Source organism: Candidatus Dorea massiliensis AP6, assembly GCF_964245105.1.
GTDB classification, from domain to species: Bacteria; Bacillota; Clostridia; order Lachnospirales; family Lachnospiraceae; genus Laedolimicola; species Laedolimicola intestinihominis.
Genome location: NZ_CAXTKW010000018.1, coordinates 44,163 through 58,139, shown reverse-complemented (window position 1 = coordinate 58,139; position 13,977 = coordinate 44,163). Strand labels below are relative to the sequence as shown.

Here is a 13,977-nt window from a genome sequence, read left to right as displayed (position 1 = left end):
AGAACAAGGGTAACATTGTGTGAAATCATATAAAGGGATAAGGTGGACTGATTGCGATAAATCCTTTATTTTCAAGGCTTTCGGAGGATTTTATTAAAACTCTATGAGGTGCGATAAACACCTGTGAAATTATGAATTTCTAATTTGGATTTACTTTCCAATCTATATTTTTAACTTTCATTAACGACCTCTGTTTTCTATATATCGGTATATGATACACAAGTATTTCTGCTTTATTGTGAACCTATCATTCCAATAAGCTGTTTCAAGCTATTTAAACTCCATTTGTAGAAGAACCGCCGCTTTAACCTGCCTTTTTCATATACAGTTTCCGTAGAAGAGCCTTCCTTATGCTTCACTTCAATCTCGTCCAAATAAACCATTTTCAAATGGTTCACTTCTACTTGATATCTTAATATATCTTCCTCAACATACATAAAGGTGCCCGGATACAAACCGTTAAATTTTTTTATATATTCTGTTCCAAAAATTAAACATGCACCGTACAGTTGAAAATCTTTCGAACTATCATATTGAAATTCCTGTATCGGTTTTGCAAAAATCTTTTTAAAAAACAAATCCAGACTAAAAGTATTTAAAGCATATAAAATAAGCGTTTTTAAATATCTTTTTAACACATCTCGCTTACTATAGAACATTCTTGCCACTGGATTCTGATTCATTCCATCAACTAACGATATAATTCTGGGACCAGCAACATCATATCCTTCTTCTATATATGCCTTCTGAACTTTTGTTATGAAATCTGGTTGACTAAAAATCAGATCATTATTTGCTAACACAATAATGTCTGAATGTAATTCTTCTTTTGCATAACAAAACCCTAAATTATTACCTTTTGCAAAGCCTAAATTGGTTTTCGAATATAAAAAGTGTATCCGCTCATTGTCTGAAAACAAATGCTCCACAGATTCTGTTTTCCCGTTTTTTGAACCATTATCCACCACTACAATATCAAAGTTTTTTTCGTCTTGCGTATTCAGTGAGTTTATGCACTCAAGGGTATCTTGTAAATTTTCATAATGTAAAATAATCACTGCAATCCTACACATTTATCTTTCTCCTACATGCTGTTCAATTCCGACACTTACTCTTTATATAAGCTATCGTTTTCCTCCAGAAACTGCTTCCAGGTTTTTATCTGAAGCTCTTCTCTGATATTTTTACGCAGCTTTTCCAAGCCTTCCGCATTCAATGCTCCGATTGCTTTCTTCAGCGCTTCCTTATCTCCCGCTTTTACAACAATCCCGCCATCTCCAACAATATCCTTCGCCCCCACATGCTCGCTCACAATCACCGGCACTCCATAGCTCAATGCCTCCAGCACCGTAAACCCAAAGGTTTCATACCATACACTCGGCGCAACCAACACATCTGTATCTGCCATAATTTCGCCGAGTTGACTGTATGCAAAGCCTTTTTCCTGAACAACCATGTACGGCTTTTTCACCGGAACCGGGCTAAATATTTTCAATTCGAAATCGTGTTTTCCACTCTGCCAGAGTTCGTCTAGGGCCTGGCACAGAATATTGTAGCCTTTAAACGGTTTGGCCGGCGCCAGGCTGGTAATGCGGAGTTTTCCGGTGTAGTTCCAGGTGTTTTTCTCTCTGTTATCCGCAATATCTTTATGTGTGATACTGATAACTCTGCTGCTTGCCGGTGTAAAATATCTTTTATAGATTTTTTCTGTGACTGTCGAGTTGAAATGAATGCAGTCTATCATGGAAAGCATTCCTATATAATACTGTCTCAATTCTCTGTATTTTTTTGCGTCCTTCTCATCAACCAGAATGTCCTGTGCCTGTGTGTCGTCCGTAAAAAACTCATTTCTGTGTCTTTTACGAAGGAGCTTTACCACGCTTGCATTTTTCAGCTTTCTATATAAGGGCGACTGCATAAGCCATATCTTTTTTAAGGACAACGCGCTCTGATTACAGGAAACGCAGTCTCTACAATCATAATCTTTATCACAGGCTTCATTTTCCTTATATAACGTGACCTTCGGACATAAGCCAAAATAATCGTGCGATGTAAACAACATCCTTATCTTCAATGCTTTTGCTGCCCGAATGAATTCTCTGTGCAGTCCCATTAAGGTATGAATATGAATCACTTCCGGATTTATTTTCTCCAGGAATTCTATATATACTTTTATATCGCAGGCTTCTGTAAATGCGTCTGTTTCCCGGATTCCTTCGTCAAGGGGAACCGGTAACGGATTCACCAGTTCATAATTATGGATTCCATGAATGGCTTCTTGTTTCGCGATTTTCGGATCATGCTTTACTATTTCCATCTTTCCGGGCCATAAGGCGGATACTTCATCGCCTTTGTCGACCTGCGCGCACATCAAATCATATGCATATTTTGTAAGCCCGCCCGTTCTATATGGCGGAAATCCCAGAAAATAATGTAGAATTCGCACTTATATTCTCCCTGTTTATTTTGTAAACACAGCCTCATACTCCCCACAAATCTTCCCCCAAGTATAGGCCTCCGCCACTCTCTTCTTCGCTCTTCGGCCCATCTCCCGGATCTCATCTGCAGGCATTTCATCCGCCCGGTCTATCAGCTCCGCCAGCTCGCCAGGCTCTCTGCCCCAGTACAGCGCGCTCTCCTCCGCCACTTCCCGGTTAAAGCCCACGTCCACCAGCAGATTCAGGTCTGTGCTGCCCAGGGCCTCGATAAGCGACGGGTTCGTGCCGCCGACGGTGTGTCCATGGAAATAGGCGTATGCATTTTCCCGAATCTTCTTTAAAAGCTCCTGGTCATATACGGTACCCACGAATTTGATGCGCTTGTCCTGCTTGAAATGGAGCTTTTCTTCCAACTCGTTCAGGAATTTATCATTAACATTTGTAATCAGGGCAAAATCCCGTTTGGAATGGGACTTCATGAATTCCCTTATCATAATTTCAAAGGAGTTCTCCGGAACGAAGCGGCCGACTACCAGATAGTAATTTTTCTTCGTCAGTCCTTTCTCCTGATACCAGTTCGCGAGCTTTGCGTCGTCATCGGTCAGCTTGCTGGGCGTCAGGTCCGCGCCGTAGGCGATGAAGGTGGTCTTCGGATTTCTTCCGCCGATGCCTTTGCCGTCGTATTGCTCGTGGATGTATTTCTCGATGTTGATGGAATCGCAGATGACCAGGTCGCTGTATTTCACCATCATCTGTTCGGAGATTTTCCAATATTTCCGGATGGGCTTGCTCCATTTGGCGCGCATCCATTCGTGGCCGTCGGGGTTTAGGTAGACCTGACCGCCCAGGCGGTGGATTTCCTTATAATAATGCCTTGCAAAGGGATCGATGCGGCAGGCCATGATGTAGATGATGGGATGCGGAATCCGGTGCTTGCGGATATAGCTGCAGCATTCCCGGAGGGCGGCCACGTCGTAGTAGATAGCCTGGGCCGGGCCGATCTGGGGGATGTGGATTTTGAAGCAGCGGGCGTTGTGGAACTCGAATTCCCGGTCGGAGATTCGGGTGACGCCCTCTACTTTGGTCTCATCCATGCAGCCGTCGCCGTTGGCTTTGCAGGCTACGTGATATCGGATATGCGGGTTGTTCTGATGGTACTCGGTCAGCTTGTATACAAAGGTTTCATAGCCGCCGTATGCTCCCAGGCTTTTGGCGCCCACCAGAAATACATGCTGTACCTGATTTTCCTGTTTCATAATGCTCCTCGTTTTTCCCACGACAAAAGCCTGCATACAGCTTTTCTCGCTGTATACAGGCTTCTTTTGTCTCTTTGTTTTTTATTCTTTTCGAATGATTTCCAGGCCCACCGCGATTTCGCGGGATTCGCCCAGGACGTCGATGGTCAGCCAGGCCAGGCGCTTGTGGCGGTCGATGCGGCGGATGTGGCTCTCCATTCCCTGCAGGGGGCCTTCGGTAACGATGATTTTGTCGCCCTGAAGATAACCCTCGGAGAAGTCCATAAGCCATTTCCCATGTTGGGCCTGTGTATGAGGCGCCGCCAGGCGGCGGACGGTTTCGATATCATTCGCGGTCATGGCGGTCCATTTTTCGCCGGTGCCGAGGATTCGGGTCATGCGGGGAATCCGTTTCAGGGCCTGATAGAGCTCCTCCGGGTTCTCGCTGATGACAAACAGATAACCGGGAAACAGCAGCTCTTCGCTGGTCTGCCATTTTCCCCGGTATTTTTTCTTTCGTACAGAGCGCGGCGCGAATACTTCCTCAAAATACTCCTGGATTCGGTAACTTCGAATCTCCTCGATGAGCCGGTCTTCGCGTCCTGTTGGTACCTGCAGGACGTACCACATGACTGATTTCCTCCTTTTTTGGGTAGGCTTCGCCGTTCCGCTTATGAAATATAAGCAGACTCCGCTTGATGCTCTGATCTTTTTTCTCCTCCAACGCGGCAAAGCGACGATTGACCTCAAAAAAATGCTTTTTTATTTAATACATCTTAACACAGTTCCTTTCAAAGGTAAACCTGATTTTGTTTTTTCCGCTTTTTTACTAATGTACCGTAAATTTTTCGGTGGAAGCCCTTAAACCACGTGATCTTTTCTCGCAATCAGCACTAAAATATGGTAAAATTATAAAATATTCGCTATAATTCAGTTATTTACGGTTATGAGGAGATTTTATTATGTTGGAAACCATCGAACGCATCAACAGCGCCGTCAATGGCTTTGTCTGGGGGATCCCGGCTATGGTCTGTATCATCGGCGTCGGTCTGTATCTGACCATTCGAACCCACGGCATTCAGTTTCGCAAGTTTGGCTATACCTTTAAGGTGACTCTGGGTAAGCTTTTTCATAAGAAGGGAGCCGCCGAGGGCGCAGTGACGCCGTTCCAGGCGGTCTGTACGGCTCTGGCCTCCACGGTCGGCACCGGCAATATCGCAGGCGTGGCGGGCGCCATCGCCCTGGGCGGTCCGGGCGCGGTGTTCTGGATGTGGTGCTCGGCCCTGCTCGGCATGTGTACGAAGTTTTCCGAGGTGACGCTGGCTGTGCATTTCCGTGAAAAGAATGAGAAGGGCGACTGGGTCGGAGGTCCCATGTATTATATTAAAAATGGTCTCGGACCTAAGTTCAAATGGCTGGCCTGCATCTATGCGGTACTGGGCGTATTGACCGTCTTCGGTACCGGCAACGCCACCCAGGTCAATACGATTACCACGGCCATCGACACGGCGGTGCTCAGCTATGCTTCTGCTTCGGATCAGTTTATTCATACGATGAATCTGATCATCGGTATCGTTATCGCCGTTGTGGTCGCGATGATTCTGCTGGGCGGCATCAAGCGGATCGGCCAGGTGACGGAGAAGCTGGTTCCGTTTATGGCCCTGTTTTATATTGTTCTTGCCATCGGCGTTATCGCGCTGAATATTCAGCGCGTACCCGCTGTCTTTGCTTCGATTTTCGAGGGCGCATTTACTCCCTCTGCCGTGACCGGCGGCGCGGTCGGTACCTTTTTCCTGAGTATGAAAAATGGCGTATCCCGTGGTATCTTCTCCAATGAGGCCGGCCTCGGTACCGGTTCCATCGCACATGCGGCGGCGGATACCAGTATGGCGGTGAACCAGGGTTATTTCGGTATCTTTGAGGTATTTACGGATACGATTATTATCTGTACCATGACGGCTCTCGTTATTCTGTGCAGCGGCGTGCCGGTGAACTTTGGCGCGGCTGCGGGCGCGGCGCTGACCATCAGCGGATTTACGGCGACTTACGGTAGCTGGGTTTCTATTTTTACGGCGGTGGCGCTCTGTTGCTTCGCCCTGTCTACGATTATCGGCTGGGGCCTCTACGGCACCCGCTGCATCGAGTTTCTGTTTGGCTCTAAGGTCAATAAGTCTTTTATGGTGGTTTACTCCGCCGTAGCGATTCTCGGCGCGACCGTGGATCTGGGGCTCCTGTGGGGTGTGGCAGATACCTTCAATGGTCTGATGTCCATTCCGAACCTGATTGCGCTGTTTTTGCTTGGCGGAACGATGGTGAAGCTGACGCGGCATCCGGATGCGATTTAAATTTGAAAAGGGATCCGAACTGCTCCAGGCTGTTCAGATCCCTTTCATTATTGTATTTCTTTTAAGTGTTGCAGCAAAATTTTCCTTCAAATCCGAAGTATTGATATTCACCAGATTTAACGCGTTTTAGCTCTGCTCCGCCGTAGTCTTTGCTATCTGGTACACTTCACGATACGACTTCCCCGTCTCCCGCGCGATCCGCTTCACGTCCTCGTATTCCGGGTAACATTTTTCGGCGCCGTCGGGCTGCTCACAGGCTTTGATGCGGACAGTACCGCCGGGAACCCGGACTTCGAAGAAGCGGCGGGGCAGGGCGGTGCGCTCTACGCGGTAGCGGCGGACGCCGATGGTGGTGGTCTCCCGGAAAAGGATGGCGTCCAGGGCGCGGATCTGGTCTTCGGCGCAGAGAACGGACAGCTGGTAGGCCGGGCGGTTTTTCTTCATGAAAATGGGGGTGAACCAGACGTCCCGTGCTCCGACTTCGAAGAGGAGATCCATAGTGTAGCCCAGGATTTCTCCGGCGCAGTCGTCGATGTTGCTTTCCAGGATCCAAAGCTCTCCGGCGGGGACTTCTTCGATGAGCATGGCGCGGAGGGTTCTGGGTTCGCGGGTGTTGTTCTCCAAGTTTACATAAGTTGTTCCGGTGCCAACCTTTTTTACCACAAAACGCTCCGAGCAAGCGCCCTCGGCGCGGGCTGCGATGGCCAATCCCAGGGCATCGGTGGGGCCTTTGTCGGACCAGACAGGAGAGGCAGTGATTTTTTCTATCTGTAATTTCTCAAGAAGGAGGTCTATCTGGGGAAGGAGTTCTTCCTGTATAGTTCCCTGCTCCTTACTTTGTCTTTCTATATCCTGTTTTCTGATTTCCGTATGCTCCCTTTCTTTTGGGAAGCTTATACGGTCTTTTTCTTCTGTTTCCAGGGCTTCCGCCAGCTCCCGCAGCGCCCCCAGCACCATTTCCCCGGTGATTCCCTCGTAGCACTCCAGATATAGTGTATTCTTACTCATGGTCGGTCTCCTCCCCATATTGTTTACATAACTCGATGAAGGTGTTCATATTGCCGGTCAGATATTTACTCTTATGATAAATGATGTTCAGGTTCCGTTCCATGGGTTCGGTCAGCGGAACCTGCTCTACGACGCCCTCTTCAATGGCCCGTTCGACCAACAGATAGGGCAATACAGCCACCCCCAGCCCTTCGGCCACCCCCTGAACGATGGCCTGAGTGCTGACGCTCTCCATGACCGGATGGACGGCCTGCTGCCGCAGCGCAAAGGCCGCGTCCAGGATTTCCCGGCCTGCGCTGCCCTTTTCCCGCATGAGGAAGGGATGTTCCGCCAATTGCTCCAGGGTTACTTTCTTCCGGCGGCCAAGCGCATGCCCGGGCGGCAGGATGGCTGCCAACTCATCCCGCATAAAGGGCACGGCGCAGATGTCCTCGTGCTCGGGCTGATTTTCGATGAGGCCGACGTCGATGGCATTGTCCAGCACCCGGCGCTCGATGAGGGAGGAATTGTTGATCTCCGCTTCCGTCCGCACCTCCGGGAACTGCTCCTGGAAGCGGTGCAGCAGCTCCGGCAGGATGTGGGTGCCGATGGTGATGCTGGTGCCGATGCGCAGGGTGCCGATGCGGTCCCAGTTTTTGATGCGGGTCTCCATCTCGTCAAAGAGCGACGCAATGTGCAGGGCGTAGCCGTAGAATTCCCGCCCGGCCTCGGTGGGCAGAATCCGCCTTCCCCGCCGCTCAAAGAGCCGCACACCGTAATATTCCTCCAGTTCCTTCACCGCTAGGCTCACCGACGGCTGGGCCAGATGCAGCTCTTCCGCTGCCCGGGTGATATTGCTGTGCTGAAAGACGGCCACGTAGATTTTCATATGTCGCAGTGTCATAGTTTTCGTTCCTTTATAATAAATTCATTATGATAATTATAAAATAATACTATTTTACATATAAGTCAAGAATCCTTATACTGGTTGCGTAGGAGGGTTTTTCAATGAATAATAAAAAGAAGGTTTTATGGAAAATATTTATCTCGACGCTCTACCTGAGCGCCTTTACCTTCGGCGGCGGTTATGTCATCGTGACGCTGATGAAGAAAAAATTTGTGGATGAATATCACTGGATCGAGGAAGATGAGATGCTGGATCTGGTGGCCATCGCCCAGTCGTCGCCGGGCGCTATCGCGGTAAACGGAGCCATCGTGGTGGGCTTTAAGCTGGCGGGACTGCCTGGTACGCTGGTGGCGATTCTGGGGACGATTATTCCGCCGTTTGTGATCATCTCTGTGATCTCCGTATTTTACGAGGCCTTTCGCGACAGCTTTCTCGTCAGCCGGATGCTGCACGGGATGCAGGCCGGCGTGGGCGCTGTCATCGCATCGGTGGTCTACAGTATGGGGTCCGGCGTCGTACACAGCAAGGATTTCATTTCCATCCTGATTATGGCTGCCGCCTTTCTCGCTTCCTGCGTGTTTGGCGTCAATGTCATTTACATTATCCTGATCTGCGGGATGCTTGGCGCGGTGCGGACGCTTTTCAAAAAACGGCACAGCCCGGCTGATACGCTCCACGACAAATAATCCTAAGTTTTTTGAAAATTGTTTCTGAAAAAGAGAGGTTATTCAAATGATTTTACTGAAGTTATTTTTAAGCTTTCTGCAAATCGGAGCCTTCAGCTTCGGCGGCGGGTATGCGGCCATGCCGCTGATTCAGGCTCAGGTGGTCATCAAATACGGCTGGCTTACCATGGAAGAATTCACGAACCTGATCACCATCGCGGAAATGACGCCCGGCCCCATCGCAGTCAATTCAGCTACCTTCGTGGGTACGAAAATCGCCGGGGTGCCGGGAGCGCTGGTAGCCACCATGGGCTGTATCCTGCCCTCCTGTATCATCGTGACGCTGATTGCTTCACTCTATCTGAAATACCGGAATCTGTCCCTGATGCAGGGAATCCTGAGGTCGCTCCGGCCTGCGGTAGTGGCCATGATTGCATCGGCTGGGATCTCGATTCTGATTACGGCGTTCTGGGGTAGCAGCGCCGCCATCGCGCTGGCGGATACCAACTGGGATTTGGTGGTGATCTTCATTCTCTGCATCGTGTTATTGCAGAAATGTAAGATGAATCCGATTCTGGTAATGGTGCTGGCGGGCGTAATGAAGGTGGTTGTAGATGTGGTAGTAGGGTTTCTGTAGAAAAGACACGGGAAATTTCCCGTGTCTTTTCTATTTCTCTTCGATCAGCATTGCCCGCAATATATTCGTATTCTGATACTCCCGCTTCCCCGCACCCATGCCGACTTTTTTCACGCAGTAAGCAGCCGGGATCTGTCCCTCGGATAATGCCGCAATCGCGGCGCCGGTCGGGGTAACCATTTCGCCCTCCTGCTCGATCTGGTGGAAGGTCAGGTGATGGGCCGCCGCAATCTCCAACACCGCCGGAACCGGCACCGGCAGTACGCCGTGCTGACAGCGGATGTGGCCGCAGCCCTCGGTCAATTCGGAAACGACCACTTTATCCACATTTAACTCGTCCAGGCAGGCTGCCGTACCCACAATATCCACAATGGAATCCACAGCGCCCACCTCGTGGAAATGTACCTCGTCCACCGGACGACCATGGACCTTTGCCTCAGCCTCGGCTACGGTACGGAACATCTGCAGGGACAGAGCCTTGACACGGGGCTTCAGGTCGGATTCCAGAAGCATCTTTTCGATGTCGGCCCAACTGCGATGAACATGGGGATGCGTGTGGGAATGTTCATGTGTATGCGCCGGTACCTCATGTTCTAGGATCACATCAAAATCGCTGACCAGCAGTCCGCTCTTCATCACTTTTTTAATCTGTATATCATAGCCGTCCACCGGCAGCTTCGCAAGCTCCGCCCGCAGGTTCTCCTCGGTCGCGCCCAGATCCAGCAGGGCTGCCACGGTCATATCGCCGCTAATGCCGGAGCGGCACTCCAGATATAAGGTATTGCCATTACTCATCTTTTTCTTCCTCCACTACCTCTTCACTGAGATGTCTGCCGCCGCAGGCCAGCCGGTTGATCTGGGTTGCCACATAAGCCGCCCCGTAACCATTGTCGATATTTACCGTGGTAATGCCGTTGGCGCAGGAATTCAGCATGGTTAAAAGAGCCGACAGGCCGCCGAAGTTCGCGCCATATCCCACGGAAGTCGGCACTGCGATGACCGGCACATCCACCAGACCCGCCACCACGCCTGCCAGCGCGCCCTCCATACCGGCTACCGCAATGACGCAGCTGGCGCCCTGGAAGGCCTTCATATTCGAAAGCAGGCGGTGGATTCCGGCCACGCCCACATCATAAAGCCGCGTCACATTGGTGCCGAAAAATTCCGCCACCTGGGCCGCTTCCTCCGCCACCGGCACATCCGCCGTACCGCCGGTACAGACCACGATGCGGCCTATCCGCTTCCTGTCCCGCTTCTCCACCTTCAACACCCGGGATACCTCGTCCCAGACTGCCTCCGGAATTGCCTCTTTCACCGCCTCATACTGCTCCCGGCTGGCCCGGGTGCCCAGCACGTCGATGCCCTCCGCCGTCAGCGTCTGATAAATCTTTACCAGATGGGGCGTCGCCTTTCCCTGGCAGTACACCACTTCCTCGAAGCCCTGCCGCACCTTCCGGTGATGATCCAGCTTGGCGAAGCCCAGATCCTCGTAGGGGAGGTTCTTCAACTCGGCTTCGGCCTGTTCTATCGATATTTCATTATTTTTTACCTGAGTTAAAAGTTTTGTCACATCCATGTGTCAGCACCTCGGTCTGTCGGTTCAATTGGTCAGATCTATTGATATTATAAATAGTTCCTGGGATAATAACAAGTGGAAATCCTGTCTTTGTTTTTTACAAAAAACATTTTATCACTAACACACTGCCTGACAGAAATAGCAGGCAGTTTGAAAATTTTCGAAATAAGGTTTCATCCAGCTTCTTCTGCAGACAATCTCCCAAAAGAATTCCCAGAATCGCCGGAATGACTCCGACCCACACATAATGCAGGTTTTCCCTGCAATACAGCCCCTGCGCTGTGAACAGTACAACCATTCCACCGTTCAGGATTAACCAGAGCACAGACAGGGTGGAACGCTGTACATTCTTCTTTGCAAAATGCTCCATTGCATAGATAAGAAGGAAGGAACCACCAGAAAGAAACGCGCCGTGTACCAGGCCTGCCATCAGTAAAATCAAGTTGTCTAACCATGACGGAAGCTGTCGCGGATTCGTCTGTCTGAAATTCCGAAGGGCCACTCCTATCACCAGCAGTCCATACACTGTCAAAATTGCCGTCCCGTACAAATACTTCAGCAGAAATTGTGCCGCCAGGATTCCTGCCGCCATATAAATACCGATTTTCCGAACCTCTTTCCAATCAATGAAGCTACGGCAGCTCAACACGGGATAAATACAGCTTAAGATTCCAACTGCCGTCAATATCAGCCTGGCTTGCTCCGGACCCAACAGCAAAATCGCAAACGGCATCGCCAGCATAGTACCGGCGAATGCGCCTATAGTCTGAATCAGGTTAAAACTAAATACAAGAAGTATAAATAATGTTAATTTCATAGCATCCTTCTAATAAATGTGGCACCGCCCGATTCTGCGGTGCCACGACAGTTTTTCCTTATATGTTTTCTATACGTTTGACAAATCGTCGTCTTTCATGCACAGATGGACTGCGCCAATCTTAAAGGTTTTCGGCAACGCAAGAATATTGGGGTTCGATCCTACATATTTTTTCTTCGCATCCTCCAGAGCCTCCTCGAAGGTCGCCCGGGTCTTCAGTCCCATGCTTCTGGCGATACCGGGTTCCTGCGCGCCTACGATGTATATGGCGCTGGTATTCATTTCCGCGATATGCGCGCTACTCATCATAGAAAATCCATGAAATGGATGGAACGCATTCGCGAAACGATATTTGCGGATATATTCTTCATTTGTCGCGAAGTATTCACCATAACGGTTCATATCCGGTAAGACGTTCATATAATCATGCTGGAACATCTCGTACAGCTCCCGCAGATACGGCCATCTCTCATCATGGAAATATCCATTGCAAATAGAGGAGCAAATGATGACGCAATTATCCTTCATAACACGCTTGTGACGAACCACCTGCGCGGAAAGCGCCTGCATCAACTGAATAGGATTGGTGCCCATACCATCGCCGTAGTGGAAATTCTGGGGCATGCCGAATACCATGACGTCATATTTTTCCTCGGCAAACGGTACATAGGTACGCTTATTCGCCATAATCCAGGACTTGGGCTGCATCACCTTCGCGTAACCGGAATTGATCTCAATCTGACGGGAATAGGTGTCCAGTACCGCGTCGCAGCAGAAAAAGGGATGTCCCATCTTTTCTTCCATCAGCATTCCGATCTCGTTGAATTTCGTTCTCATCATGCTATGCCCGGAAACCGGTGTGAAATCCGGTCCGTGCATAACCTCCGGAACATGGTGGGTAGCTATGGAACGCCAGTGGGTGATACCGGTCGCACAGTGCTTGTAACCGCCGGAATAACCACCGTAGGGATTGCCCTGGGTGTGACCAATCAGGATGGGAATATCGCAATCGAACACATACTTATTCATCAGAACCCGATCGCCGCGCTCGGTACAGCCCAGATCCACCAGATGCTCATAATCTTCCGAATCATGACTTGTAATCTGATGGGTCCAGTAAAACTCGTCAAATAATTCCTTACCCAGAATCTGTTTTGCCTCTTTTGTGGTAGTTCTGGGATGCAGACCATTGGAAAACAGAAGCAGAATATCTTTTTTCTCCACGCCTGCCGCATACAGCTCATCTACAATCAAACGAATCGCTACTTTTCTGTGGGAGGTCTGCTGGCAGCCGCCCTTTACAATATCCGGAATTACGATAACGACTTTGCTTCCCTTATGAGCCAGCTCGGAAAGCGGTTTCATTCCCATAGGATTGCGTATGGATTCCCGTGTTTTGGCTACGATCTGATCCTCCGGGATACAGGGCGGATCTGGAATGGTCTCTCCCGGAATAAATACATCGGTAGTATCCGGAAGCTCTGCTGTCATTGTGCCATGGCCATATTCAAAATCAAGTTTCATACCTCTCTCCTCACTTTCCCAGATACAGTTTGATAATCTCCAGATATTCATCCGGATAGAAGCCAATCTCGCCGGTAAAACGGGTCAGGCCAATCAGCCCGCCGTCAATCTCGTCGATGGAAGCCAGCATTTCCGCATTTTCTTTCTTCAGGCCGCCACCATATACCATGTCGCAGCCGCCGGTCACCTCTTTCGCGAACCGGGCTATCTTGGTAATATACGCTTTATCTGCCGGTGTTTTTCCGGGTCCTATGGACCAGATAGGCTCATACCCCAACACAACCTTTGTCTTGTCCACGCCATCCAGACCTATCCGGAGCTGCTCGCCCAGAACCTCCTGCCAGTGCTCCTGTTCCTCGCTCTTTTCACCGATACAGTAAAGAACCTTCATGCCTCTTGCCTGCGCCAGCTTCACTTCTTCGTTTAAGATCCGGTTCACTGCTGCTGTGTCCGTCACGCCTGCCGCCTGCATCACGCCCAGCTTGTCCACACGCTCCTCACAGTGGCCGATTACGATGGTATCTACCCCCATCACCGCCATAGACGCCGCCGGGCAATTGGTCGTAAACGCGCCGAAGCCGTCCCGTCCGGCATCCATCCGGTACACGCCCTGGCCTCCGATCTTAATTGGACTGCCCTCGCTCTTTGCCTCTGAAGCCTTCAGAATCTGGGACTCCGGATAGATCTGAACGAATTCCACCTCCTGCGGATCGTATTTCTTCAGCTCCTCCTGTGTATGTGTTACGATGTATTCGCCCCATTTAGATACCGGCGCCAGCCGATTTAAGCCCCCAAGCTCAACCGGGATTTCAAAGCGCTTTAAGTTTACATAAATATGCTTCATAT

At 49.9% G+C, this 13,977-nt stretch carries 14 protein-coding genes; 3 read left to right on the top strand and 11 right to left on the bottom strand.

Translation table 11 applies throughout. The features are described from left to right. Positions 1 to 233: 233 nt before the first annotated feature. The 4 genes from ACESZP_RS16100 to loaP form a co-directional block, all read right to left on the bottom strand. Positions 234 to 1,073 carry a glycosyltransferase gene (locus ACESZP_RS16100; protein WP_499709716.1) on the bottom strand — a complete coding sequence of 280 codons (840 nt, stop codon included), beginning with the start codon at positions 1,071 to 1,073 and terminating at the stop codon, positions 234 to 236. A 35-nt stretch (positions 1,074 to 1,108) separates the two neighbouring features. Then, the gene (locus ACESZP_RS16095; RefSeq protein ID WP_499709715.1) at positions 1,109 to 2,317 is read right to left on the bottom strand and encodes a glycosyltransferase; all 1,209 of its coding nucleotides are present in this window, start codon (positions 2,315 to 2,317) and stop codon (positions 1,109 to 1,111) included. Positions 2,318 to 2,461: 144 nt separating this feature from the next. Then, entirely contained in the window at positions 2,462 to 3,694 is a 1,233-nt protein-coding gene (cps2T, locus tag ACESZP_RS16090; protein WP_499709714.1) for a beta 1-4 rhamnosyltransferase Cps2T, read from the bottom strand. 81 nt (positions 3,695 to 3,775) lie between these two features. Continuing rightward, positions 3,776 to 4,303: an antiterminator LoaP gene (gene loaP / locus ACESZP_RS16085; RefSeq protein ID WP_499709713.1), complete on the bottom strand. Its 528-nt coding sequence runs from the start codon at positions 4,301 to 4,303 to the stop codon at positions 3,776 to 3,778. A 332-nt stretch (positions 4,304 to 4,635) separates the two neighbouring features. Here loaP and ACESZP_RS16080 point away from each other — a divergent pair, with 332 nt between their 5' ends. Beyond that, a complete protein-coding gene (locus ACESZP_RS16080; RefSeq protein ID WP_499709712.1) occupies positions 4,636 to 6,018 on the top strand; it encodes an alanine/glycine:cation symporter family protein in 1,383 nt (460 codons plus the stop codon). 126 nt (positions 6,019 to 6,144) lie between these two features. Here the strand turns inward: ACESZP_RS16080 and larC2 are convergent, their stop codons facing one another. Further along, entirely contained in the window at positions 6,145 to 7,026 is an 882-nt protein-coding gene (gene larC2, locus ACESZP_RS16075) for a nickel pincer cofactor biosynthesis protein LarC2 (RefSeq protein WP_499709711.1), read from the bottom strand. Further along, a complete protein-coding gene (locus tag ACESZP_RS16070; protein ID WP_499709710.1) occupies positions 7,019 to 7,909 on the bottom strand; it encodes a LysR family transcriptional regulator in 891 nt (296 codons plus the stop codon). Before ACESZP_RS16070 ends, larC2 begins: the two co-directional genes overlap by 8 nt. A gap of 104 nt (positions 7,910 to 8,013) precedes the next feature. On the opposite strand from ACESZP_RS16070, the gene ACESZP_RS16065 reads away from it, so the two are divergent. Both ACESZP_RS16065 and ACESZP_RS16060 read left to right on the top strand, forming a co-directional pair. Continuing rightward, a complete protein-coding gene (locus ACESZP_RS16065) occupies positions 8,014 to 8,598 on the top strand; it encodes a chromate transporter (protein ID WP_499709709.1) in 585 nt (194 codons plus the stop codon). A 46-nt stretch (positions 8,599 to 8,644) separates the two neighbouring features. Next, the gene (locus tag ACESZP_RS16060; protein ID WP_178039043.1) at positions 8,645 to 9,214 is read left to right on the top strand and encodes a chromate transporter; all 570 of its coding nucleotides are present in this window, start codon (positions 8,645 to 8,647) and stop codon (positions 9,212 to 9,214) included. A gap of 30 nt (positions 9,215 to 9,244) precedes the next feature. Here the strand turns inward: ACESZP_RS16060 and larC are convergent, their stop codons facing one another. The 5 genes from larC to ACESZP_RS16035 form a co-directional block, all read right to left on the bottom strand. Next, positions 9,245 to 10,009 carry a nickel pincer cofactor biosynthesis protein LarC gene (gene larC, locus ACESZP_RS16055; protein WP_499709707.1) on the bottom strand — a complete coding sequence of 255 codons (765 nt, stop codon included), beginning with the start codon at positions 10,007 to 10,009 and terminating at the stop codon, positions 9,245 to 9,247. Then, positions 10,002 to 10,790, bottom strand: coding sequence for a nickel pincer cofactor biosynthesis protein LarB (gene larB, locus ACESZP_RS16050; protein WP_499709705.1), 789 nt, complete (start codon positions 10,788 to 10,790; stop codon positions 10,002 to 10,004). The genes larC and larB overlap by 8 nt, the downstream gene beginning before the upstream one ends. A gap of 97 nt (positions 10,791 to 10,887) precedes the next feature. Further along, on the bottom strand, positions 10,888 to 11,607 hold the full coding sequence (locus tag ACESZP_RS16045) for a sulfite exporter TauE/SafE family protein (RefSeq protein WP_499709704.1): 720 nt from the start codon (positions 11,605 to 11,607) through the stop codon (positions 10,888 to 10,890). A 69-nt stretch (positions 11,608 to 11,676) separates the two neighbouring features. Further along, a complete protein-coding gene (locus tag ACESZP_RS16040) occupies positions 11,677 to 13,131 on the bottom strand; it encodes a lactate racemase domain-containing protein (RefSeq protein ID WP_499709703.1) in 1,455 nt (484 codons plus the stop codon). 10 nt (positions 13,132 to 13,141) lie between these two features. After that, on the bottom strand, positions 13,142 to 13,975 hold the full coding sequence (locus ACESZP_RS16035; RefSeq protein ID WP_499709702.1) for a triose-phosphate isomerase: 834 nt from the start codon (positions 13,973 to 13,975) through the stop codon (positions 13,142 to 13,144). Between the last annotated feature and the right edge of the window lie 2 nt (positions 13,976 to 13,977).